The sequence below is a fragment of the Sinorhizobium alkalisoli genome (genome assembly GCF_008932245.1).
Lineage (GTDB): Bacteria > Pseudomonadota > Alphaproteobacteria > Rhizobiales > Rhizobiaceae > Sinorhizobium > Sinorhizobium alkalisoli.
On the sequence record NZ_CP034910.1, the window covers coordinates 275,385 to 298,761 of the forward strand.

Genomic DNA, 23,377 nt, shown 5'->3' on the forward strand with positions numbered 1-23,377 from the left:
CGGCCTTGTCGTCACGCGCAGTGCCGTGGAATGTTTTCAGACCGTGTGGCGCGTGCCCGCGCCACATGAATACTCCACAGGCTCAGTCTCGTCGGCCTGAAGAGATCTGCCCGACACTAGCCTTGAGGGTTGAAATCCTGCGGGGCTTGCAGTTTCTGCGAAATGACCAATATTTGAGCGATGTCGAATGCTCTGCGCATTGCACGTGGCCGCTTCGGGAGAGTGGCGCTGCTGGAGATGGACCGACCCCTGGTGCGGCACGCGCACCCGCATTGCCATGTCCTGTTGAAGGTCGAGGGAGCCGATACGCAGTTTTCGGTGCGCGACAGGCTCGTGCCGCTCACGGACGAAAGCGCCGTTCTCATCAACGCCTGGGAGCCGCACGCCTATGCGCACGACCAGACACGTCCGAAGACGGTGATCCTCGCGCTTTATATCGAACCGCAATGGCTCGGTCATTTCCGGCCGAACTGGGCGGCGAGCCATGCGCCCGACTTCTTCGCCTCTAATGTCGGTTCGATCACGCCCTGTATCCGTTCGCGCACGCGCACGCTTGCGGAGGCGATCGTGCAGGAGCCGAACAGCGCCGAGGTTCACGAGGTGCTTCTCGGCGAACTTATGATCGCCGTCATCGAGCGTTTCGCCGACTGGCGCGCGGTGCCGAATTCGATCCGCGACCTAGCATCGCGCCCCGTGCTCGACTTCCGCATCCGCAAGGCCATCGATCGCATGAAGGCGGCACCGGGGGAGATCGCCGATCTCGACCGGCTGGCGATCGACATCGGCCTGTCGCGGGCGCACTTCTTCCGACTCTTCGAAACCTCGATGGGGGTGACGCCGCGCGTCTTCCTCAATGTGCAGCGGCTCGAACGGGCGGTCGCGGCCGTCGCCGACGGGACGGAGAGCTTCGCCGCGATCAGCGACCAGCTCGGCTTTTCCGTGCCGGCGCATTTCTCGCGCTTCTTCCACGACCATGCCGGCTCGTCGCCGAGCATTTTCCGCAGCGTCACCCGGCTATCGGCTCAAGATTTTGAGACTCCTCGGTAAGGTCTGAGACGCGGCGGTATCGCCCGATCGTCCCCCCTTCTCCACCATTCGCTCCACGGCACCCCTTCACGGATGGGTGTGGGAGGAGCGAATGACGAGATTGGAAACGAAGGGGGGGCTGATCGGGCGGGCCTTCGAACGTGTCGAGGATGCCGGACTTCTGACCGGCCGCGGCCGCTATATCGACGACCTGCCGGTTCGGCGCGACACCGCGCATCTGGCGATCCTGCGCTCGCCGCACGGCCATGCCGAAATCAGGACAATCGATACGACTGCCGCCCGCGCGCTGCCCGGCGTCCTTGCCGTGCTGACCGGCGAGGACGTGGCGCGGCTCACCCGCAGCATGACGGTGGGGGTCAAGGCCAATGTCGAATGCTGGCCGATTGCCCGCGACCGGGTGCGCTATGTCGGCGAACCCGTTGCCCTCGTCGTCGCCGAAAGCCGCTATGTCGCCGAAGACGCGCTCGATCTGATCGAGGTCGACTACGAGACGCTGGCCGCCGTCGTCGATCCTGAGCAGGCGCTGGCGGCGGACGCCCCGGTGCTGCATCCGTCGCTCGAAACCAATCTCATCAACGAGCGCACCTTTCGCTACGGCGACCCGGAAGCCGCGCTCGCAGCGGCCGCCCACCGCATCTCCATCCGCATAGCCTATCCACGCAATTCCTGCACGCCGATCGAAACCTACGGCGTCATCGCGGAATACGACCCCGGCGAGGACTCCTATGACGTCACGGCGAATTTTCAGGGTCCGTTCTCGATTCACGCGGTGATTTCCCGCGCGCTGAATGTGCCCGGCAACCGAATGCGGCTGCGCACCCCGCCCGTGTCCGGCGGCTCCTTCGGCGTCAAGCAGGGCGTGTTTCCCTATGTCATCCTCGCCGCCGTCGCCGCCCGCGTCTCCGGGCGGCCGCTAAAATGGATCGAGGACCGGCTCGAACATCTGACGGCGTCCGTCTCGGCGACCAACCGCGTCACGACCCTGGAGGCCGCCGTTACCGCCGACGGCCGTATTACAGCCCTCTTCTGGGATCAATTGGAAGATTGCGGTGCCCATCTGCGCGCACCGGAGCCGGCGACGCTCTACCGCATGCACGGCAACATGACCGGCGCCTATGCGATCGAAAACGTCGCCATCCGCAACCGCGTCGTCCTCACCAACAAGACACCGACCGGGCTGAACCGCGGATTCGGCGGGCCGCAGGTCTATTTTGCGCTGGAACGACTAGTGCATAAGATCGCCGACGAGCTCGGCCTCGACCGGCTCGACGTAATTCGCCGCAACCTCGTGCCGGCAGACGCCTTTCCCTATCGTACCGCGACCGGCGGACTGCTCGATTCGGGCAACTACCGGACCGCGCTCGATCGCGCCTGCGCAGAAGGCGGCCTCGAGGCGCTGCAACGCCGAAGGGACAGTGCGCGCGCCGAAGGGCGGCTCTACGGCATCGGCTATGCGACGGTAGTCGAGCCGAGCGTGTCCAACATGGGCTACATCACGACGGTGCTGACGCCGGACGAGCGGGCGAAGGCGGGACCGAAAAGCGGCGCGCAGGCCGTCGCGACGGTGGCCATCGACCCTCTCGGCTCCGTCACCGTCAAAGTAGCTTCGGTGCCGCAGGGTCAGGGCCACCGTACCGTCCTGGCGCAGGTGGTTGCCGAGCGGCTCGGGCTTGCCATGGAGGCCGTGTGCGTCAACACCGAGCTCGACACGTCGCGCGACGCCTGGTCGATCGCCTCGGGCAATTATGCAAGCCGCTTCGCTCCCGCCGTCGCGGGCGCTGCAGCACTTGCGGCCGACCGCATCCGGGCTCGGCTTGCAACGATCGCCGCTGGCCAGCTCAACATCACGGCTGACCGCGTGGACTTCAGGGCCGGAAAGCTCCTCGATCGCGACAATCCGGACAATGCCGTCTCCTTCGGGCGCGTCGCTGCGGCAAGCCACTGGGCGCCCGGCACTCTGCCCGAGGGTACCGGCCAGACTATCCGCGAGACGGTCTTCTGGACGCCGGACGAGCTTCAGGCGCCGACAGCGGCGGACGGCATCAACTCGTCGCTCTGTCACGGCTTCATCTTCGACTTCTGCGGCGTGGAAATCGACCGGGCGACCGGCCAGGTGCGTATCGACCGCTATGTGACGATGCACGACTGCGGCCGCATCCTGCATCCCGGCATGGTCGATGGCCAGGTGCGCGGCGGCTTTGCCCAGGCGGTCGGCGCGGCACTCTACGAGGAATATGCCTATGGCGGCGACGGCAGCTTTTTGACCGGAACGCTGGCCGACTACCTGATCCCGACCGTCATGGAGACGCCTGAGCCGCTTATCCTCCATCACGAGACGCCCTCGCCCTTCACGCCGCTCGGCGCCAAGGGTGTCGGCGAGGGAAACTGCATGTCGACGCCGGTTTGCATCGCCAATGCCGTCGCCGATGCGCTCGGCGCCGAGGACATCCGGCTGCCACTGTCGCCGAGCCGGGTCAGCGAATGGCTCTATGGCGAGGAGCGACCGCCGTCAAAGCCGCGAGATCCGACCCCAGTCGCCACCGGGGCCCCAGGTGAGCGGATGCTGACCGGTTCGGGCTCGGCCGAGGTCACCGCCACCCGCGAATCGGTGTGGGCGATGCTGCTCGACCCGAACACGCTGAAGGCAATCATCCCCAGTGCACACGAGGTCCGGAAGGTCTCCCAAACGCATTTCCGCGCCGAGGTCACACTCGGCATCGGCCCGGTCAAGGGCCGCTACCGCGCCGATATCCGCCTGTCCGACATGGTCGAGCCGGAAGCCGTTACGCTCGCCGGCGGCACGGAAGGCGCGCTCGGCTCCGGCCGCGGCACGGGTCGGGTCACGCTGACAGAAACCACCACCGGCACCCGCATCGACTATCGCTACGAGGCGGCGATCGGCGGCAAGGTCGCCTCGGTCGGCGGGCGCCTGCTCGACGGCGCGGCGCGCGTGGTGATCGGCCAGTTCTTCCAGGCGCTCGCCCGTCACGCCGGCAGCGGCGGGCCTCCCAGCGCCGCCGCCGGCTTCATCGAGCGGCTTTTCAACCTCTTCGGGAGGCGCCGATGAAACCCGCATCGTTCGATTTCCTCTGTCCGGAAACGCTTGAGGAAGCGCTTGCCGTGCTCGCCGAAGGCGGCGGTGAGGCCCGCGTGATCGCCGGCGGACAGTCGCTGGTGCCGATGCTCAACATGCGGCTCGCCCGCCCAGCCCTGCTCGTCGACATCATGCGGCTTGAGGTACTGCACCGGATCGAGACATCCGGCGACGAGATCGTCGTCGGCGCGGGTGTGCGGCAGGCGGAATTGGAAGCCTGGCCAAGCCTTTTGCGCGACCTGCCGCTTTTGGCCGCCGCCTTCCCGTGGCTCGGCCATGTGCAGACGCGGGCGCGCGGCACGGTCTGCGGGTCGATCGCCCATGCCGATCCGAGCGCGGAGCTGCCGCTGTCTCTGTTGACGCTCGGGGGGGCGGTCAGCCTGCGCAGCCGCAAGCAGAAGCGCAGGGTCAAGGCGAACGACTTCTTCATCGGCATGATGGCCACCGATCTTGCCGAGGGCGAGATGATCGAGGCCGTGCATTTTCCAAAGGCCCGGCCCGGCAGTGGTTATGCCTTCCGCGAGGTCGGCCGGCGGCATGGTGATTTCGCCATCGTCGCCTGCGCCGCCGTCGCCGACGACAGCGGCTTGCGGCTCGGCATTGCCGGCGTCGACGACCGGCCGCGCGTCTTTCCGCTGCCGGCACTTAACGACGACCAGTTCGACGATGCCATCAACGATATCGCCTGGTCGCTGAACGCCCGCGACGACATTCACGCAAGCGCCCGTTACCGGCGCGAACTGGTCCGCAGCCTTGGCCGCGAGACCCTCAAGGAGGCAAGCCGATGCCGCGCATGAACGCTGCCCGCAAACATCCGGTCGACTTCACCTTGAATGGCCGAACGGTCCTCGCGGAAGCCGAAAACCGCATGCTGCTCTCGGACCTGCTGCGCCACGAGCTCGGGCTGACCGGCACCCATGTCGGCTGCGAGCACGGCGTCTGCGGGGCCTGCACCGTGCAGATCGATGGAAAGCCGGCACGCGCCTGCCTGACGCTCGCCCAGCAGGTGCGCGGCAGCGATGTGCGGACCGTGGAAGCGCTTTCGCCCGACCCGGCGGTGCTCTCACCACTTCAGGCGGCCTTCCGCCGCCATCACGGCCTGCAATGCGGCTTCTGCACGCCCGGCATCCTGATGTCGCTCGACGCGCTCTTGCGCGAGAGGCCGGGCGCGGGCCGGGAAGACATTCGCGAGCACCTCTCCGGCCATCTCTGCCGCTGCACGGGCTACGCGACCATCGTCGAGGCGGCGCTCGCCGCCGCGGAGGAACAACGGAAGGAGGAGAAACCGAATGCTTGATCTTGGAACGAGCTTCCTCGCGAGCGTCGAGCGCGACCCGGACGCGCTTGCGATCGTCGACGGGGAGATGCGACTGAGCTATCGCCACTGGTACGACAAGGTTTCGGCGCTTGCCGCAGCTTTAAGCGAGACTGGCCTGAAGCGGGGCGACCATGTGCTCACCGCCATGCAGAACCGTTGGGAGAACGCTTCGCTGCACTGGGCCTGCCAGTTTCTCGGCCTGATCGTCACGCCGCTCAACTGGCGAGCCAAGGCCGACGAGATCGACTTCGGCATTGAGGATGCCGGCGCAAAGGCCGTGTTTTACGAGGCTTCGACCGAAGAAGCCGTTCGCCTTTCGCGCCTCGCGCAGGGCCTGCCGCTATTCTCCGCCGATGTACTCGCCGGCATCATGGACGGCAGCGCCCGCGATGCGGTGCCGCTGGCGGACGCCGCAGACTGGTCGCTGATGCTCTATACGTCTGGCACGACGTCGAAGCCGAAGGGCGTGCCTCGACGGCATCGGGCCGAACGCGCCGGCGCCGTGGCCCACGTCGCGCAGAACCTCTACCGGCATGGCGAGCGCACACTCGGCGTCATGCCGCTGTATCACACGATGGGCGTGCGTTCGCTGATCGCTTCCTCGCTAATCGGCGGGACCTTCGTCTGCCTGCCGCGCTTCGACGTGGCAAAGGCGCTCGACCTCATCGAAAAGGAGAAGATCACCAACCTCTATCTGGTGCCAACGCTCTACCACGACCTCGTGCACCACGAGGCCTTTTCGCCCGAGCGCGTCGCCTCCGTCCGCAAGCTCGGCTATGCCGGCGCCTCGATGACCGACGGGCTCTTGAAGCGGCTCGACCAGACCTTCCGGCCGGCGCTCTTCGTCAATCACTACGGCTCGTCGGAGATCTACACCTTCACGATCGAGCAGAAGGCGGCTGCAAAACCCGGCTCCGCCGGCCGCGCCGGCATCAACCAGATGATCCGCGTCGTCAAACTGGGCAGCCCAAGCCCGGACGAGCTGGCGGCCGTCGGCGAGGAAGGCGAGATCATCGCGCTGATGAAGAGCGACGAGGCGTTCGAGGGATACTGGAACCGGCCCGACGCGGACGCCAAGGCGCTGCACGGCGGCTGGTACTTCACCGGCGACACCGGCTTCGTCGACCGGGATGGCGATCTCTTCGTCACCGGGCGGGCCGACGACATGATCATCACCGGTGGCGAGAACGTTTCGCCGGTCGAGGTGGAAAGCTGCCTGTCGCTGCATGAGCGCGTCGCCGAGGTCGCCGTCGTCGGCCTGCCCGACGAACGCTGGGGCAAGATCGTCGTCGCCTTCGTCAAGCGGCGCGGCGCCGTCACGGCCGAGGATCTCGACCGCCATTGCCGCGATTCCGGTCTTGCCAATTTCCGCCGGCCGCGCCGCTTCGTCTTCGTCGAGGCTATCCCGAAATCCCCTGTCGGCAAGCTGCTGCGCCGCCTTCTGGTGGCCGGCGAGTACACCGAGGAACGCATTCCCGAACATCAGTGAGCGGCCAGAACGCCGCCAGACCAACGAAAGGAAAACCCATGACCGAACAAGCCGCATTCCAGGACCCGCGCCTCGTCGAACTCGACGGCTTCACCGTCACGATCGATGCGGCCCGCCAGCGCGCCGACATCACGCTCGACCGTCCGCCCTACAACGTCGTCTCCATGCTGGCCCGCGAACAGTTGCGCCTCGTCTTCGAGGCTCTGGACGAGGACGACCGCGTGCGCATCATCGTCGTCGCCGGCAAGGGCGGGCACTTCTCGTCCGGCGGCAACATCAAGGGCTTCCTCGAAGCAAGCCCGGAGCATGTCTCGCACCTCGCTTGGAACATTGCGGCACCGGCCCGCTGCTCCAAGCCGGTCATCGCCGCCAACCGCGGCTACTGCTTCGGCGTCGGCTTCGAACTGTCGCTCGCCTGCGACTTCCGCATCGCGACCGACACCACGCGCTATGCGCTGCCCGAGCAGAAGCTCGGCCAGATCCCGGGCTCCGGCGGCTCGGCCCGCCTGCAGAAGATGGTGGGCGTCACCCGTACCAAGAACATCGTGATGCGCTCGAAGCGGATCACCGGCCAGGAGGCCTACGACTGGGGCATCGCCTCGGAAATCGTCGCGGATACCGACCTTGAAAAGGCCGTCGATGCACTCGTCGAGGAACTTATCGGCTTCTCGCCGCTCGCCCAGCGCACAGCGAAGAAGCTCCTGAACGACACGGATGATGCGCTGCTGTCGACGGCCATCGAACTCGAGGGCCATTGCTACAGCCGGCTTCGGACATCGGAGGATTTCCGCGAAGGCGTGCTCGCCTTCCACGAAAAGCGCGCGCCGGCCTTCGTCGGACGCTGAACCCCCGGTCGGGCGGGAACCCGGCTTCATTTTCCACGAGGAGGGAGCGGCCTCGGATCCGCTTCGGGAGGATAGAGAATGGATACGACCCAGCAGACGATACAGGAAAGACGCCTTATTGAACGGGGACCCGGCATCGCATCGGGTCTGCGCGACCTGCCGAAACATCTCGGCATCAAGTCGATGAGCGCCGGGCTTGTCGCCGCCATCTTCGGCTGCTCCGGCCCGGCCCTCATCGTGATCGGCGCGGCCGAGGCGGGCGGTCTTAGCAACGGGCAGACCGTCGCCTGGCTCTTCGCGATCTACGTGCTCGGCGGGCTCATCAGCCTGCTGCTCGCGCTCTACTACAAGCAGCCGATCAACGGCGCCTATTCGATCCCGGGTGCTGCCCTCGTCGCCGGCTCGCTTGCGACCATTCCGTTCAACGAAGCCGTCGGCGCCTTCATCCTGGCGGGCTTGCTGGTTCTGCTGCTCGGCGTCACCGGGCTCATCGGCAAGGTGATGCGCTGGCTGCCGATGCCGATCGTCATGGCGATGATCGCCGGTGCGCTGATCCGGTTTGCGATCGGCACCGTGACGGCGCTCGGCACGGCACCGCTAATTGCAGGTGCTGCGATCCTCGCCTTCTTCGTCTCGATGCGACTGACAAAGACCATTCCGCCGGTGTTGGCGGCCCTCGTCGCCGGCCTGATCGCGGCGCTCGCCACCGGTGCAGTCGGCGGCGGCGCTGCCAACATCGCCTTTGCCGCGCCGGAATTCACGCTGCCAGTCTTCTCGCTCGATGCCTTCTTCGCGATCGCCATCCCGCTCGCCCTTCTCGTGATCGGCGCCGAGAATGCGCAGGCGACCGGCGTGCTCATGGCCGAGGGCTATCGGCCGCCGGTCAACGCGATGACGATCATTTCCGGCATCGGCGGCGTCGCAGCCGGCTTCCTCGGCGGCCACAATGCCAATATCGCGGGCCCGATGACGGCGATATGCTCGTCCGAACAGGCCGGCGAGAACAAGGCGGGGCGCTATGCCGCGACGATCGTCAACGGCGTGCTCTTCGCCGCCTTCGGCCTTCTCGCCGGGGCCGCCGTTCCGATCGTGCTCAGCCTGCCATCGGCCCTCATCGGCACCGTCGCCGGCCTTGCCATGATCGGCGTGCTCCTGTCCGCCCTCCAGAACGCCTTCGGCAAGTCGCTCGGCAACCAGACCGGCGCCTTCGTCGCGCTGGCCGTCGCGATGTCGAACGTCTCGCTCCTCGGCATCAGCGCCCCCTTCTGGGCCCTGGTCGCCGGCGTCATCGTCTCGGCCCTGGTCGAGGCCCGCATACTCGGCGAGAAGCAGGCCGCGTGACCGCGCGGTAGGTATCGCGCGGGTCTCGCATGTTAAGGTAAACACTTCCCCCGGGGCCATTTGTTTTGCCCTAGGGGAAGAGGGTGCCAACGGATCAGCCGCTCTAGCTTGCCGAAGTGGAGCGACGAGTAACACTAGCCCCAACATCCAGCGTTAACAAACCGTCCGAGCCAGGCTTCTTCGTACTGGCGAAACCAGCCTTCGAGTGGCATCTTGCGCCAGGGGGACGCAAATGGTGACCGTGGGCAACTCAATCTCGATTGATTTAGCGCTTTTGAACGATGATCGCACCGGGGGCGCGACGCCGTCGACGCTGACACCGGTACAGCGCCTGACAGGAGTGCTCCGGGCGCAGCTGCTGAATGCGGTGGATGCAATTCGCTCAGGCCTCCTCACCTACGAAAGCCTCCGCAATATCAGCGAGGTCATCGGCGGGGAGTACGGCGACCGCGTCATCTTCGAACTCCTCCAGAACGCTCACGGTGCACACGACGAGGGTGAAGATGGCTCCATCCTCCTCAAACTCATGTTCCACGGACCCGAGCGAGGCGACCTGTTCGTAGCGAACAGGGGAAAGGGGTTCACTTGGGAGAATGTGAACGCGATCCGGAACGTGGGCGTATCCAGCAAGTCCGTTGGAGAAGGGATCGGCAACAAGGGCCTTGGATTTCGCAGCGTCGAGACCCTCGCCGATGATCCAAGGATCTATTCGCAGACCGAAGCCAGGTCGGCAGAGGCGTTTGACGGCTATTAAGGAGCAGCAACTTTCCCGTTGGCGAGATTGGCATTGCCAAACAGTCCCGGCGGCAGGTGACAATGGGGACTGGGTAACGTTCCGAAATGCCCGCATCTGGCCCGAGCAGGGCTACAAGCTTCTGCGCGTCCGCAGGCTGGTCAAGGCGGGGGTCAGGAACCTTGCTGATCCGGGTCTCGGCCTACAGCGACTGGAGCGGCTGCGCAAGCTTATGGAGCCGACCAACGTCAGGTCCATGCCCGACGAAAGAGGGCTGGCCGAGTGGATCGAGTCGGTTGCGCGCTCCCTTGATCAGGACGGCTCCCCGGCCAGAACCTGGGGAACTCTCTATGACGAGGCACGAAAAGCCTCACCCCAATGAACGGGCTGAGGCAGCTTGCCGGCAAGTTGATCATGAAAACCAGGGACGGCGGGCTGCACGCGGCGATGGGTCTGCCGAGTGGCGCACCGGTGTTTGTCCGTGAGCGCCGCTCAGGTTCGAGAGACAGGGATAGCGCGCCGCTTCCGCCTTCCACGGTCGCCAGCAAGTTTGCGATTCTCGCCGACGATATTCCCGTATCGCCCGAAGTCGTCTCAGACTTCATAAAGGCTGGCCTCCTGCGTCGATACGATGCATTGCAAGTTTTGCAGAGCGTTCCGTCGCTGTTCGGCGACAAGCCCGCTCCAAAGCACCGCGAGGCTGCCCTCAAATGGGCTTTCGACGTCTGGCGGGCAGAAGGACCAAGGTCGGAGAGGGTCCTGCGCCAAATCGACTTGCACGTCGAAACCAGAAGCGGATGGCGGGAAGCAAGCACCGCACGCTTCTCGTAGGGTTGGACGCCGGAAGGAAGAAAGCTCTCGACATACCTCGCCGAAGCGGCATCCCTGTCTCCCGATTGCGTTCAAGCGGCGAGATTTCTGCTGATCTCGGAGCCCGATTGGGCGCTCAAGTCGGAATCGGGCCGAAGACTGTGGACGGACTTTCTGCGCAAGGCAGGCGTGCGTGACGGGTTGCCGTTGCTGGACGACGAAGACGCGCCCAGGAGCGGTACTCCAATCTCCGTTTGGGATGCGTTCCTAAGTGCCATCGCAGGCCGATGCGCCAAGCGCCGAGAGCATCCCGCTCACCTTGAGAGAGCCATGCCCGGATTGCGGCGGCCCGATGCGCATCGTCGAGATCTTCCGCCGTGTCCAACGCCCGACAACCCGCGCACCGCCTCGAAAGGAGGCCGCATGATCCCATGCCTGCCATCTGCATCCCGGCGGCTCCGGTCCGCTCTTCCGCTCCGGGCCACCTCTGACCTGCGGCATTCAATGCCAATGGAAACGGTCCCGATCTTGCGGCACGCAACCACACGCGACCGTCAGAGCGCAGACCGCCTCGCTCCAAACCAGGTCGCCGATGGTCGGCCACTTCGCTCGCTCGGCCGAGCCCACCGGCCACGCCCAGGTGCTTTCCCCATAGAAGCCAGCGCCCGCCTCCCGCGGCTTCCTCCTTCCAAGGTATTCCAACGCGGGCCGGAACACCACCCGGAGGCAGCCGTCACCGCGGGGCCCGCATCGAAAAACCTTCAGGGAAAGCAGGACTTCTCCTGCCAGAACCGAACGTCCGCTGTGCAGGTCGGAAGAGACTTTCATGGCTTCGACCTAATCAACAAGAGGGACGGCAACAGTGCGAAGCCAGTTTCCGCGCTGACGTATCCACACGTCGGGTTGTCAATTCGGTGGAAGGTTGCGCCAAGAGCTGTGGAAACCTTGAACTTCGATGTTTTCGGCTGCTCTCGGTTGATGCTCGTGGCAGCGCGGCAACTGTCGGGTTAGCAGCAACTCTCCAACGGTTTGAAAAATGGTCGAGAAAAATCAAGGGCTTGCGGAATAGCGTCACTAGGCGCACGTGAATTGGACGAATAATGAACCGCTATCGCAGATTCTGGATCGAAAAAAGGAACAATTCCGTCTATTGACAACGAAAAACGGTCATGCTTTATCCTTCTTAACTCTAATATTAAGTGGGAACAGCATGAAGAGGGTTGTGCTTGGAAGTCGCGTCATCTCCTGCGAGGACGGCGTGCGTCCGAATTGGCAGGGCGTGGTCGTCTCGGGCGATCGCATTGAGCGGCTCGCGCGCCGCGAGGACGTTGCCGGACTTGACGGATATGAGGTCGTCGATCTCGGCGATGCGACGCTTTTGCCGGGCTTCGTCGATGTCCATGCCCATGCCGAAGTCGTCTGCCGTACGACTTTTCGTACCGTGGATTGCCGCGCGCCGGAATGCTCGACCGTTTCAGATGTCGCCGACGCCTTGTCGTCAGGCGCCGCGGACCTGGAGCCCGGCGAATGGCTGGTTGGGCAGGCCAACCTCTTCTTCGACCGCAAGCTGAAGGAAGGTCGCCTGCCGACACGCGCCGAACTCGACAAGGTCTCAGCCGACAGGCCGATCGCCTTACGTGCCGGAGGGCATATCACGGTGCTGAACTCCAAGGCGCTCGAGCGGGCGGGGATCGACCGCAACTTCGTCGCGCCGGAGCATTCCATCACCGGCAAGCCGGAAGTGATCTTCGGCGACGATGGCGAGCCGACCGGCGTCATAAAGGAAATGGATTCGCTGCTGCCGCTTCCGCGACCGGATGCCGAGGAGCTCAAGGCCTGCATCGCCTCGGGCCTGCGGCAGTATTTTACTGAATTCGGCGTGACGACCATCGGCGAGATTTCGGAGACAGTGGCCGGCATCGAATGCATGAATGCGCTTGCAGAGAGCGGCGAACTGCCGACCAGCATGCGGATCTACCTCTGGTCGCCTGGCACGCTCGAAAGTCTCGACAAGGTCAAGAACTGGCGCGACCACATCCGGCTGACGGTATCGGAGCGCGATCTCCGCATCCAAGGCCTCAAGCTGTTCTCGGATGGCGGCTTCTCGGCAAAATCGGCGGCGGTCAACTGCTGCTATGTTGGCCATCCCGGTTCGTCTGGCTCGATCGCCTTCGACCAGTATTTTCTGCGGAGGGCGTTCATAATGGCGCGCGAAGCCGGCCTCCAGCTCGCAGTCCATGCCAATGGCGACCGCGCCCAGGACTGGCTCTGCGACATGATCATCAAGCTCGGCGGCACCGAGCCCGGCCGTACGCGCATGCGGATCGAGCATGCCGGCAACCTCCTGCCCAATCCGGCGACTGCCCATCGCTGGGCGAGGGCGGGCATCATTCCCGTGCCGCAGCCGGTTTTCCTGTACACGTTCGGCGAATATTTCCCGGACTATCTCGGCGCCTACGGTGCGCGTGGCCGCTTCCCGTTCCGCTCGCTAATCGAGCAGGGCTGGCGCCTGTCCGGAAGTTCCGACGTCTGGATCGGCTCGGAGCGCGAAGCGACCAACCCCTTCTTCAGCATCTGGTGCTGCATGCGGCGGCAGACCTATGCCGGGCTGACCATCGACGAGGACGAAGCGCTCGATTTCGATACGGCGCTCCGGATGCACACGATCGATGCGGCGGCAGTGCTCGGCGAGCAGGATGACAAGGGCAGCCTCACGCCGGGCAAGCTGGCCGACATCATTGCAGTCGATGGCGATCCGCGGTCGATGGCGGTCGATGAAATCAGGCACTTGAAGCCTGGATACGTGATGTCGCGTGGCAGAACGGTGAAGAACACCGCGCCACGCCACTGAAACGGCGCGCAGTCCGCGCGCCTCAACTGGGAAGGTGAACATAATGAAAAAGAGGAACACGCTTGCGAGCGTGGCAGCTGTCGCATGCCTTCTTGCCGGAACCGCGCTGGCGGCCGACAAGAGCTGGTATCCCGTCGACGTCGAATCCTGGAACCCGCCCTTCGACATGGCGAGCCCGCGTTCGACCATCAGCTATACGCCGACGGAAAAGCCGGCCGAGGCGCTCAACATCTGTGTATCGGTGCCGCATATGAAGGATGCCTATTGGGTTGCCGTCGATTATGGCGTGACCGAGGAGGCGAAGCGCCAGGGCGTCAAGATGACAGTGCTCGAGGCGGGCGGTTATACAAATCTTGCCAGGCAAATCTCGCAGGTCGAGGACTGCGTCGCCAGCGGAGCCCAGGCCGTGATCCTCGGCGCCATTTCGGGCGACGGGCTCAACAATCTGATCAAGGAAATCTCCTCCCAAGGCATTCCGGTCATCGACTTCATGAACGGCGTGTCCTCCAAGGATATCGCGGCCAAGTCTCTGGTGTCCTTCGGAGAGATGGGTGCCGGCGCCGGCAGCTACATTGCCGGCAAGCATCCGACCGGCAGCGGCAAGGTCAAGGTCGCCTGGTTCCCGGGGCCCGCCGGCGCGGGCTGGGTCGAGGCGGGCAATACGGGCTTCGTCGCTGCCATCAGCGGCTCGGATATCGAACTGGTGGATACCCGCTATGGCGATACCGGCAAGGAGGTGCAGCTCAAGCTCGTCGAAGACGCGCTGCAGGCCAATCCGGATCTCACGTATATCGTCGGCACCGCGCCGACGGCGGAAGCGGCGATCCAGGTTCTCAAGCAGCGTGGTCTGAGCGACAAGATCAAGGTGGTCTCCTACTACACCACGCCGAGCATCTATGATGCGATCGTGAAGAAGGAGGTTCTGGCGGCCCCCACCGACCTCGCCGTCATCCAGGCCCGTATCGCCGTCGACCAGGCGATCCGCATCCTGGAGAAGAAGGACTATGTCAAGCATGCCGGCCCGAAGCTGAAGGTCATCGACCAGGAGAATGCGGCGAGCTTCGACCCGCTGGCCTCCGTGGCGCCGACGGACTTCAAGCCGATCTTCTCGGTTGAGTGAGCCATGAGCAACCCGGCTTTCAAGCCCAGTCCTGCCGCGCCAGCGGCAGGTATTGCGCCTCTCCTCGAGACGAAGGGACTGATGAAGCGCTACCCAGGCGTCGTCGCCCTGGCCGACATGGATTTCGACCTGCGCGCCGGGGAAGTCCATGTCCTGTTCGGGGAGAATGGCGCGGGCAAGTCGACACTGATCTCGCTGCTGGCCGGTGCTGGTGAGCCGAGCGAGGGAAGTATTGTGATCAACGGCAAGACCGTGTGCTTCAAGTCGGTCCATGATGCGCGCGCGCATGGCGTCCGCACCGTGTTCCAGGAATTCTCACTCGTGCCGCAACTGACGGTCGAGCAGAACATGTTCCTGGGCCAGGAATTTCGCCGCGGTCCGTTTCTCGACAAGGCGGCACTGCGCCGGAATGCGCGGGAGATCCTCGACCGGCTCGGCTTTGACCTCGATCTGCAAGCGCTCGTCGCGACACTCGCACGCGCCGATCAGCAGATGGTCGAGATCGCCAAGGCCTTCACGGAAGGCGTTTCGGTGCTCATCCTCGACGAGCCCACTGCATCGCTGACCGAGAAGGAAACCGACCGGCTCTTCGCGCTGATCGAGATGGCCAAGCGCGCGGGTACCGGCATCATCTACATCACCCATCGCATGGCCGAGATCCGCCGCATTGGCGACCGGATCACCGTCATGCGCGACGGCCGCAAGATCGTCACCCTCGATGTCGACAAGGCGGATGACCAACAACTCATCGAGAAGATGACCGGTCGTGTCATCGACCAGATCTATCCCGACATTCGTCACGATCCCGGCGAGTTGATGCTCGAGCTCGATGGCGTTTCGCTGTCGTCGGGGATGATGAAGTCGGTTTCGCTCAATGTCCGTGCGGGCGAGGTCGTGGGGATCGCTGGCCTTGTCGGTTCGGGCAAGGGAAGCGTCGGTCGCGCCGTCTTCGGCCTCGAACGGGTGGCAGGTGGTACGATCCGCTTCAAGGCGCGCGACGTCACCGGCAGCTCTGTCTCCGATATGATGAAGCAGGGCCTATTCTATATTCCCTCTGATCGGAAGGAGGAGGGGCTGGTGACGATGCGCGGTACGCGCGAGAACATCGCACTGTCGTCGCTGGATTCGAGCGATTATTCGCGCTTCGGATGGCTGCGGCGCGGGCAGGAAATGCGGCGTGCGAGGGAGCTGGCGCGCGATCTCAAGCTCCGCCCGATGGATCTCGAGCGTGCCGTCGAGCAGTTTTCTGGCGGCAACCAGCAGAAGGTCATGATCGCCAAGGCGCTCGCCCGGGAAATTGATTTTTTCATCTTCGACGAGCCGACCGTCGGCGTGGACGTGGGCACGCGCGCCAGCATCTACGGACTCATCGGCAAGCTCTGCGAGGCCGGCGCCGGTGTTCTCCTGATCTCCTCTGACTTGCCCGAAATCCTCAATCTCACCCACCGCGCATATGTGATGTATCGCGGCGAGGTCCGAGCCGAACTCCATGGGGCCGACATCACCCAGGAGAATGTTCTCGGCCATTTCTTCGAAAGGGACGCCTGATGACGACTATTGAAATCACCCGCCACGATCAGGGCGTCAGGTCGAAGACACCGGTGACGCTGATCAAGTGGCTCTTCGTGAAGCTTGGCGTTTTGCCGTTCCTCATGCTGGCGGCCATGATCACCTTCACGCTGCTGTCCGACAATTTCTTGACCTCGCGCAACCTGATCAATGTCGCCCGCCAGTCTAGCTACCTGACCATCGTCTCTCTCGGCCAGATGCTGGCCCTGATCTCCGGCGGCATCGACCTCTCGGTCGGCACGACGCTCGCCATCACCTCCGTCGTTAGCGCCATGGCCATGGTCGCCTCGCTGTCGGCGATGCCCGACATGGTGGGACTCTCGATCCTGATCGGCATTGCTGCGGGCCTCGCTGCCGGCATAGCGCTGGGCGCCATCAACGGCGCAGGCATTTCGCTCTTCGGTGTCAATCCCTTTATGATGACGCTCGGCATGTCGTCGGTCGGCTTCGGTGCCGCGCTCTACCTGACATCGGGCATCCCGGTCCAGGGAATTCCGGAAGCCTTCGGCGCCATTCTCGGGTTCGGCACCTTTCTCGGCCTACCGGTGCCGATCTACGTCACTGCGGTGCTGATCGGCATCGTCTATCTGCTGTTAAACTGGACGCGCCTCGGCCGCTACATCTATGCCGTCGGCGGCAACGTCAAGGCATCGCGGCTCTCCGGCATCGATCCCGGTGCGACGCTGTTCAAGACCTATGTCCTGTGCGGCGCGCTGACCACGATTTCCGGACTGATGCTGACGGCGCGGCTAGCGACGGGCGAGGCCAATATCGGCGCCTCGATGCCGCTTGAGTCGATCGCGGCCTGCGTGATCGGTGGCGTCAGCCTCAGCGGCGGCACCGGTCGCGTCGGCGGTGTCGTGCTCGGCGCGATCTTCATCGGACTGGTCCAGAACGGCATGAACCTCGCCAAGGTCGACTCCTACCTGCAGATGGTGGCGATCGGCACAATCCTGATCGTGGCCGTCGTCGCCGACAGAATCCGGCTCAGGCTTATCAGAGAGATGGCGAGCTGAAATTACGACCACCCAATCAGGCAAATACCAACCATAGACCGTCGCGTTTGCGCATCGCGCCCGCGGAAGGGGGAACATGAGGAAGACAATGGTTCAAGAGAAGAGACATGCCGAGATCGCCGGCGCAGGAATAGCAGGGCTTACGGCGGCCACGGCGCTCGCTCAGGCCGGATGGAGCGTGCGGGTCCACGAACGTGGTGAGCAGCTCCGCGAAATCGGCGCAGGAATCTTCATGTGGGAGAATGCGTTGCGCGTCCTCGAGGCGATCGGCGCCTATGACGAAGCCATCGATGGTGGCGAACGCAACCAGTACTGGGAGATCCGCGACGAGCGCGAACGCCTGCTGCAATCGGGCTGGATGATGCAGGGCACGCGCCTCTACACAGTCTTGCGCAGCCAGCTGCACAAGGCCCTTGCCACTGCGGCCGCCCGATCCGGCGTCGAGATCGTCGTCAACTCTCGCGTCTCGGGCGCGACCGAAGACGGCACACTTATCCTCGAGAGCGGCGAGCGCCTGAAGGCGGACCTGATCGTCGGCGCCGACGGCGTCGGCTCGGCGGTGCGCAACAGTCTTGGATTGACCAAACGCGTCGTGGATCTTCAGGACGGCTGCGGCCGCTATCTCATCCCGCGCATACCGCAGGACGCGGCGGGAAAGTCGCTGGAATACTGGAATGGCGGTCGCCGCGTCGGCGTGGTGCCGGCCAGCGAGGATAAGGTATACCTCTACATCTGCTGCCCGGCCAACGATGTCCCGGGCAGGCTGTCCCCGCCGGACAAGACGTCCTGGAAGGCGTCCTTCCCGGCGCTCTCGTCCTATATCGACCGCCTTACCGATAATGGCCGCTGGGCGTCATTCAGCGACGTGACCTGCCATGCCTGGCACAAGGGCAAGGTCGCCATCATCGGTGATGCCGCCCATGCCATGTCTCCCAATCTCGGTCAGGGGGCGGGCGTTTCTATGCAGACCGGCTTCGTTCTCGCCGACCAGCTTTCAAAAAGCGTCGATGTCCGGACTGGCCTGCATCTGTGGGAAGCCAGGCAAAGACCGGTCGTCGATGCGACGCAGAAATTCTCGCGCCTCTATGGTCGCGTCGGCACGCGCTGGCCGCGGCCGCTGCTCGACTTGCGCTCCGCGCTGGTCTGGGGCGTCGGCAAGTCGACACGCCTCCAGCGGCGGATCAACGTCGCCGCGCATAGCGACGTGACTTGAACCGCTGGGCGTGGATGCCTAGAAGCAAAGAGCAAACTCCGGGGACCTCGGAGTTTGCAGATCTTCTACCCTGCCGCACTGGATCCCAGATGTCAGCGATAAAGCGAGCCCCCCAGACACGGCATGCCAGCCTGCTGCGCGCAGGTAGCGATGCCGAGATCAGTGCCTCCGATATCGAGCTCATCCGCTTGTTGCAGGCCGATGGCCGGATTTCCTTCGTCGACCTCTCCGAAAAGCTCGGCATGGCGGAGAAGACCGCACGCAAGCGCGTCGCGGAACTCAGGGCGCTGGAGCTGATCGAGATTACCACCGTCGCATCCCCGCGCGCCATCGGCTACAATTCCGTGGCGCTAGTGGGCATCCGGATTACTGGCGGGGCGACACGGCTTGGCATTGCCGAGCGTTTGTTCGCCCTGAAGGCCGTCGACTATGCAGTGACGACATTCGGCAGCTACGATGTCCTCGCCGAACTGGTCTGCTGTGACAATCGCGAGCTGGGTGAAATCCTCGATGGCTCGATCCGCGGCATGGACGGCGTCAAAGAGATCGAGGTCTTTCCCTACCTCAGCCTGCATTACCAGCAGCCCGCCTGGGATCGCACGCAGATCAAGGACGATGCGCAGCACACTTTAGCAAGCGCGCCGCTCGACAAGATCGATCGGGACATCATCCACCACTTGAGCGAAGACGGCCGCGTGGCCTTCCTGGAAATCTCGCGTCACATCGGTATTTCGGAGAGCCAGATCCGCAAGCGATATGCTCGGCTGGTCGAGCAGGGCGTTGTCCAGGTGCTGGCGATGACCAATCCGCGCAGCATCGGCTACCACACAATCGCCTGGGTCTGCCTCAATGTGGCATCTGGCGTCAGCATCACCGCCGTCGGTGACCTGGTGTCGGCGCTCCCATCGGTCGCCTATATAGCGATCTGCGCCGGCAAGTTCGATGTTTTGGCCGAGGTGATGTGCCGCGACGCCGACGACCTGTTCGACCTCGTGGATCACCGCATCCGCTCACTGCCGGGAGTCAGCGCCGTGCAGACGATCATCTGCGAGGATTTTCTCTATCGCCGGATCAAACCAGCCGGGGGCTGATACCCTGAACGTCGAACATTCCCCGGACCGAAGTTCCATTCCGTCGCCCCGGCCCATATTCTCTGTCGGCGCCGGAGTCAACAGTTTCCGGCCCGGTGACCGCGTCGCCTGGTTTACGCACCGGGAAGCTACGCGGAGCGCGCAGCGATATCGGAGGATGCGCTGGTTCCCGCGCCGGATTGCATCGATCACCGCACGGCGGCCGCGGTGATGATGCATGGAGGGACAGTTCGCCAGCGCCGGAAGGATGAGCAGCGCGAGGGCCACTTTCCGTGAGAGCTGTGCCATGCCTTCCCTACGCACCACAACCGAGAGGTCGTAGGGTCTCACAGCACAGGTTGCAGTCAAGGATTAGGGGCGCCGCCCAAACGGAGTATTTCATTTCATCGCGAGCTTGGCATGCTGGGAACAAACAAGGAGGAGAAGATGTCGAAATACGAGGGGCTGACGCAGCGGCTTGCCAGAGAAAGGCTGAGAGAGATCCTTCTAACGGCGCCGATGTCACGGTGCAAGACCCGCGCGAAAACGGACCATCGGGGCGAGCCCGGAGCTGACGGCATCGTCGATCCAAATGTCGAGCTTGCTCGTTCACCGCTCCGGAGAATGCCGCGAAATCGCATGGTAAGGCTGCGTATCAGGGCAAACTCATGTGATCCTTCAGGGCGTCCACCTTGCTAGCCCGCTTCTCTCGCCGCCGCTGGCTTTGGGCGGTTTTGGCGGCGGCCCCTAAAAGAAGAGAGCCTCGCAAAGGGTGCCATCCGCGTGCGCGGACTGCTCCATGCACCCCGATCGCAGTCCAATTCAGACTGTCTCAGTCACCTTCCGCAAGAGAGCGGGAGCGTCAGGGTTCTCTCCCAATGAAACAGAAAGGGTTTCGACGAACCGATAGAAATTCACGGCATGACAAATTGGCGCGAGCAACGCATGCGGTGCGGTGGCAACAGGCAGGGCGCCAGGGCTGGTCCCGCCTACAATGAAGACGCGAGCGCCTGCGGCGGAAAGGTGGTCGGCCGCGTCCAAAATGCTAGTGTCGGACTGATCGCCATTTGCGAAGACAAGCGCCGCAAAACGATCCCGCGCGAGTGCGATCGGACCATGACGGACCTCAGCTGCGCTATAGGCCTCCGCATGCAAGCGACACGTCTCCTTAAACTTCAGCGCAGCTTCGCCAGCAATCGCAAGGCCCGGGCCTCGCGAAATCGTATAGAGCGAGTGCGCGGAGGCAACATGGATTGAGGCGGGCGTCCAATCACAGGCCAGCGATTTTGCCAGGGCCTCGGGCAGACGCTGCAGCGCGTCAAGCAACTCCTTGTCTTCACTCCAGGAGGCTATGACGGATGCCAGTGCAACGAGCGATGCAACGAAGGACTTGGTCGCAGCAACGGCTTTCTCCGGTCCTGCACACATAGGCAGGATCGTGTCGGCCCCCTTGCCAACAGGTGAATCAGTTTCGTTCAGAAGCGCAACCGCGCGAGCACCCGCACCTCTGGCCTTGGCCTGCAGGCTGACGAGATCGGGGCTCCCACCTGATTGGGAAACAGTAAGCAAGGCCGCCCCATCGAGCCGCAGTGGCGCATCGTACACGGAGGCAATGGAGGGACCGATGGATGCAAGGGGAATCCCTAGGCGCGTCTCCAGCAGGTACTTGAAATAGGTTACCGCCTGGTCGGAGGAGCCTCTGGCACAAGAGACAAGAAACCGCGGCCCATCATGGCGCAGACGTTTTCCCGCTTCGTGATAAACGCCTGCGCCACGCGTCACCTGATGTTCAACGACGGCCGGGATTTCCCGGATTTCGCGCGACATCTGGGTCTCATTCATTCGTTTGTCCTTTGCTATGAAGATGTCCGGGCGCGACTTGTCAGCTCTGCTGAAGACCAGTGATCATCGCGATGATCTCGTTCTTGTCGGTCTTCTTCGTTTCCCGGACACCGATCTGTTTACCGCGACGCAGCACGCAGATGCGGTCGGAAAGTTTGAAGACCTGGTCGAGGCTGTGGCTGATGATCAGGACGCCGATATTGCGGGTCTTCAGCGAGGCGACGATCTCCTCCACCTTGGCGGTTTCCGCCACGCCGAGGGCGGCGGTGGGTTCATCGAGCAGGATGAGTTTGCTGGCCCAATGCGTTGCGCGGGCAATGGCAACACCCTGGCGCTGGCCACCCGAGAGGTCGCGGATCGTCGCATGCGCCGAGGGAATGCGGACATCCAGCTCCGTTACGAGCTTTTCCGTCTCGGCGATCATCCGGCGGCGATCGAGAAGACCAAAGGCCTTCGTCGGTTCGCGGCCAAGGAACATGTTCATGTAGACCGTTTGCTGGTCGGCAAGCGCGAGGTCCTGGTAGACCACCTCAATGCCGTGCGCTCGCGCCATCGTGGCGCTCGACATGGAGACGGGCTCGCCCTCGATGGCAATCGAACCCGAGGTCGGCGGGTGCACGCCGGAGATGATCTTGATCAGCGTCGACTTGCCCGCGCCGTTATCGCCGACAAGGGCGACGATCTCACCCGGATAGACCTCCAGCGAGAAGTTCTCGATGGCGACGACACCGCCAAAGGTCTTGCGGATGTCCTTCAGCGCCAGGACGGGCTGGCCGATCGCAGCGGCAGCATTTGCACTCATGCCCTATCCTCCTAGATCGGCCAGGCGGCGGTTTCGCCCGACGTGTTCTCGATGGTTTCGACCTTCGGTGTGCCAGACGAAATGCCGGAAACGCCGACAACATAGGCCCGGGTGACGAAAGCCTGTCCGCGGAAGCCGAAGATGGCGGTGTCGCCGGGTTTCGGCGCGGCGGGACCGCCCGCATCGATCATCGCATAATAATCGATGGCCGAGGGTGGCGGGATTTCGACGCCGCGCAGGGCACCTGCGGCGACCGTCGGCTCATCGGAGACAATGGCCTTGACATCGTAGTCGGGGAAGATCGGATCGATATAGAAGCCGCCGCCAAAGCAATAGGCCTTGCCGCCCGACAGGTGGGAGACTTCGGTGAGATAGAGTATGGCGGGCAGTTCCGGCAGGTCCTCCACGACATGCAGGGCCGTGGTTCCGTGCAGGCCGTTGCCCGGTTCGCATTGAGTGGCACCCGCCTCTGCCAGCGCGGCGAGCATTACGCTGGAGGTCGTACCGGGAGCGTTGACCTCGATGCCGCTACGCCCTGCCCTGGCCAGAGCTTCAGCGGTTTTTGTCAGCGTGGCGAGATTGGGTGTCGGCAGGACCTTGCGGGCCTGATGGTCGAAGAGCAGCGCGGGAAAGGTCGTGGTGCCGGCGAAACGGCCGCCGTCGAGGCTGTCGAGCATGTCGGCAACGGCGACCACATCGGCAGCGTCAAACCCGCCCTCGTGGCCACGATAGAATGTATCGCCTTCCGCATGGATGCGGGCGAACAGGTTCTGCGTGCGCCCCGCCGCCTTGGCACCGGCTGCCGCCTCTCGCGCCTTGGTCTCGTTGAATACGGTCCAGTAGTCCGGCTGAAGCACGCTCGCCGCGCCATTCGCCTCGTGGCGGGCGACCTGCTGGAGGTGGCCGAGATGGCCGACCTTAAGGCCTGCCCGATGGGTGGCCTTGGCGCAGGCCATATCGACGGCCACGGAACGGTCGATGCCGCCGCGCAGGATCGCCCGGCAAGCCGAGCTCGACCGGCCGAACTGCTTGGTCATGGCGAAGGTCTTCAGGCCGAGCCGCGTTGCCTCATCCTTGATGATGCGGGCATTGCGCTCGACCGCGTCGAGGTCGATCACATAGGCATTGGCCGGGATCTTGCCCTCGCGGTGAAGTTTCTGGGCTGCTTCGATGAAGCCGGGATTACGCCGGCGCAGAACGTCGAGAAACATTCGATC

The 23,377-nt window shown here is 64.0% G+C and carries 19 protein-coding genes and 1 pseudogene; 17 read left to right on the forward strand and 3 right to left on the reverse strand.

All coding sequences use genetic code 11. The annotated features are described in order from the left end of the window. Nucleotides 1-180 precede the first annotated feature (180 nt). From EKH55_RS18890 to EKH55_RS18970, 17 genes and pseudogenes are all read left to right on the forward strand, one after another. Entirely contained in the window at nt 181-1,047 is an 867-nt protein-coding gene (locus EKH55_RS18890; RefSeq protein WP_151612400.1) for an AraC family transcriptional regulator, read from the forward strand. A 91-nt stretch (nt 1,048-1,138) separates the two neighbouring features. Then, entirely contained in the window at nt 1,139-4,114 is a 2,976-nt protein-coding gene (locus EKH55_RS18895) for a xanthine dehydrogenase family protein molybdopterin-binding subunit (RefSeq protein ID WP_151612402.1), read from the forward strand. Further along, a complete protein-coding gene (locus tag EKH55_RS18900; RefSeq protein WP_151612404.1) occupies nt 4,111-4,938 on the forward strand; it encodes an FAD binding domain-containing protein in 828 nt (275 codons plus the stop codon). Before EKH55_RS18895 ends, EKH55_RS18900 begins: the two co-directional genes overlap by 4 nt. After that, entirely contained in the window at nt 4,926-5,438 is a 513-nt protein-coding gene (locus tag EKH55_RS18905; RefSeq protein WP_151612406.1) for a (2Fe-2S)-binding protein, read from the forward strand. The genes EKH55_RS18900 and EKH55_RS18905 overlap by 13 nt, the downstream gene beginning before the upstream one ends. Beyond that, nucleotides 5,431-6,948: an AMP-binding protein gene (locus EKH55_RS18910; protein ID WP_151612408.1), complete on the forward strand. Its 1,518-nt coding sequence runs from the start codon at nt 5,431-5,433 to the stop codon at nt 6,946-6,948. The genes EKH55_RS18905 and EKH55_RS18910 overlap by 8 nt, the downstream gene beginning before the upstream one ends. Before the next feature lie 38 nt (nt 6,949-6,986). Next, complete coding sequence (locus EKH55_RS18915) at nt 6,987-7,793, forward strand: enoyl-CoA hydratase/isomerase family protein (RefSeq protein ID WP_151612409.1); 807 nt, start codon at nt 6,987-6,989, stop codon at nt 7,791-7,793. 78 nt (nt 7,794-7,871) lie between these two features. Next, nucleotides 7,872-9,134, forward strand: a complete 1,263-nt coding sequence (locus EKH55_RS18920) for a benzoate/H(+) symporter BenE family transporter (protein WP_151612411.1) — start codon at nt 7,872-7,874, stop codon at nt 9,132-9,134. A gap of 232 nt (nt 9,135-9,366) precedes the next feature. Continuing rightward, a complete protein-coding gene (locus tag EKH55_RS18925; RefSeq protein ID WP_151612413.1) occupies nt 9,367-9,888 on the forward strand; it encodes a sacsin N-terminal ATP-binding-like domain-containing protein in 522 nt (173 codons plus the stop codon). Then, complete coding sequence (locus EKH55_RS18930) at nt 9,875-10,249, forward strand: hypothetical protein (RefSeq protein WP_151612415.1); 375 nt, start codon at nt 9,875-9,877, stop codon at nt 10,247-10,249. Before EKH55_RS18925 ends, EKH55_RS18930 begins: the two co-directional genes overlap by 14 nt. A gap of 26 nt (nt 10,250-10,275) precedes the next feature. After that, entirely contained in the window at nt 10,276-10,698 is a 423-nt protein-coding gene (locus tag EKH55_RS18935; RefSeq protein ID WP_151612417.1) for a hypothetical protein, read from the forward strand. Between the two features lie 265 nt (nt 10,699-10,963). Further along, nucleotides 10,964-11,104: pseudogene (locus EKH55_RS30295) on the forward strand (IS91 family transposase); the annotation flags it as partial. Between the two features lie 783 nt (nt 11,105-11,887). Then, a complete protein-coding gene (locus EKH55_RS18945) occupies nt 11,888-13,528 on the forward strand; it encodes an amidohydrolase (RefSeq protein WP_151612419.1) in 1,641 nt (546 codons plus the stop codon). A 43-nt stretch (nt 13,529-13,571) separates the two neighbouring features. Beyond that, a complete protein-coding gene (torT, locus tag EKH55_RS18950) occupies nt 13,572-14,648 on the forward strand; it encodes a TMAO reductase system periplasmic protein TorT (protein WP_151612420.1) in 1,077 nt (358 codons plus the stop codon). Between the two features lie 81 nt (nt 14,649-14,729). After that, nucleotides 14,730-16,196 (forward strand): sugar ABC transporter ATP-binding protein, encoded by a 1,467-nt coding sequence (locus EKH55_RS18955; protein ID WP_246231930.1) that lies wholly within the window; start codon nt 14,730-14,732, stop codon nt 16,194-16,196. Then, nucleotides 16,196-17,233: an ABC transporter permease gene (locus EKH55_RS18960; protein ID WP_151612424.1), complete on the forward strand. Its 1,038-nt coding sequence runs from the start codon at nt 16,196-16,198 to the stop codon at nt 17,231-17,233. Before EKH55_RS18955 ends, EKH55_RS18960 begins: the two co-directional genes overlap by 1 nt. 88 nt (nt 17,234-17,321) lie before the next feature. Beyond that, the gene (locus EKH55_RS18965; RefSeq protein WP_151612426.1) at nt 17,322-18,446 is read left to right on the forward strand and encodes an FAD-dependent oxidoreductase; all 1,125 of its coding nucleotides are present in this window, start codon (nt 17,322-17,324) and stop codon (nt 18,444-18,446) included. Nucleotides 18,447-18,535: 89 nt separating this feature from the next. Beyond that, a complete protein-coding gene (locus EKH55_RS18970; protein WP_151612428.1) occupies nt 18,536-19,537 on the forward strand; it encodes an Lrp/AsnC family transcriptional regulator in 1,002 nt (333 codons plus the stop codon). Between the two features lie 801 nt (nt 19,538-20,338). Here EKH55_RS18970 and EKH55_RS18985 read toward each other — a convergent pair. Genes EKH55_RS18985 through EKH55_RS18995 form a run of 3 tightly spaced genes read right to left on the reverse strand, consistent with a single transcriptional unit; the run spans nt 20,339 to nt 23,371 of the window. Continuing rightward, complete coding sequence (locus EKH55_RS18985; RefSeq protein ID WP_246231932.1) at nt 20,339-21,358, reverse strand: SIS domain-containing protein; 1,020 nt, start codon at nt 21,356-21,358, stop codon at nt 20,339-20,341. 40 nt (nt 21,359-21,398) lie between these two features. Further along, nucleotides 21,399-22,160, reverse strand: a complete 762-nt coding sequence (locus EKH55_RS18990; RefSeq protein WP_151612430.1) for an ATP-binding cassette domain-containing protein — start codon at nt 22,158-22,160, stop codon at nt 21,399-21,401. A gap of 11 nt (nt 22,161-22,171) precedes the next feature. Further along, a complete protein-coding gene (locus tag EKH55_RS18995) occupies nt 22,172-23,371 on the reverse strand; it encodes an alanine racemase (protein ID WP_151612432.1) in 1,200 nt (399 codons plus the stop codon). Nucleotides 23,372-23,377: the final 6 nt, after the last annotated feature.

Bases quoted from the DNA above. Each gene is read 5' to 3' on its own strand.
- EKH55_RS18895 (WP_151612402.1), top strand. From the start codon at position 1,139: ATGACGAGATTGGAAACGAAGGGGGGGCTGATCGGGCGGGCCTTCGAA.
- EKH55_RS18925 (WP_151612413.1), top strand. From the start codon at position 9,367: ATGGTGACCGTGGGCAACTCAATCTCGATTGATTTAGCGCTTTTGAAC.
- EKH55_RS18910 (WP_151612408.1), top strand. From the start codon at position 5,431: ATGCTTGATCTTGGAACGAGCTTCCTCGCGAGCGTCGAGCGCGACCCG.
- EKH55_RS18990 (WP_151612430.1), bottom strand. From the start codon at position 22,160: ATGAGTGCAAATGCTGCCGCTGCGATCGGCCAGCCCGTCCTGGCGCTG.
- EKH55_RS18955 (WP_246231930.1), top strand. From the start codon at position 14,730: ATGAAGCGCTACCCAGGCGTCGTCGCCCTGGCCGACATGGATTTCGAC.
- EKH55_RS18995 (WP_151612432.1), bottom strand. From the start codon at position 23,371: ATGTTTCTCGACGTTCTGCGCCGGCGTAATCCCGGCTTCATCGAAGCA.
- EKH55_RS18900 (WP_151612404.1), top strand. From the start codon at position 4,111: ATGAAACCCGCATCGTTCGATTTCCTCTGTCCGGAAACGCTTGAGGAA.
- torT (WP_151612420.1), top strand. From the start codon at position 13,572: ATGAAAAAGAGGAACACGCTTGCGAGCGTGGCAGCTGTCGCATGCCTT.
- EKH55_RS18905 (WP_151612406.1), top strand. From the start codon at position 4,926: ATGCCGCGCATGAACGCTGCCCGCAAACATCCGGTCGACTTCACCTTG.
- EKH55_RS18985 (WP_246231932.1), bottom strand. From the start codon at position 21,358: ATGAATGAGACCCAGATGTCGCGCGAAATCCGGGAAATCCCGGCCGTC.
- EKH55_RS18960 (WP_151612424.1), top strand. From the start codon at position 16,196: ATGACGACTATTGAAATCACCCGCCACGATCAGGGCGTCAGGTCGAAG.
- EKH55_RS18970 (WP_151612428.1), top strand. From the start codon at position 18,536: ATGTCAGCGATAAAGCGAGCCCCCCAGACACGGCATGCCAGCCTGCTG.
- EKH55_RS18890 (WP_151612400.1), top strand. From the start codon at position 181: ATGTCGAATGCTCTGCGCATTGCACGTGGCCGCTTCGGGAGAGTGGCG.
- EKH55_RS18920 (WP_151612411.1), top strand. From the start codon at position 7,872: ATGGATACGACCCAGCAGACGATACAGGAAAGACGCCTTATTGAACGG.
- EKH55_RS18915 (WP_151612409.1), top strand. From the start codon at position 6,987: ATGACCGAACAAGCCGCATTCCAGGACCCGCGCCTCGTCGAACTCGAC.
- EKH55_RS18945 (WP_151612419.1), top strand. From the start codon at position 11,888: ATGAAGAGGGTTGTGCTTGGAAGTCGCGTCATCTCCTGCGAGGACGGC.
- EKH55_RS18965 (WP_151612426.1), top strand. From the start codon at position 17,322: ATGGTTCAAGAGAAGAGACATGCCGAGATCGCCGGCGCAGGAATAGCA.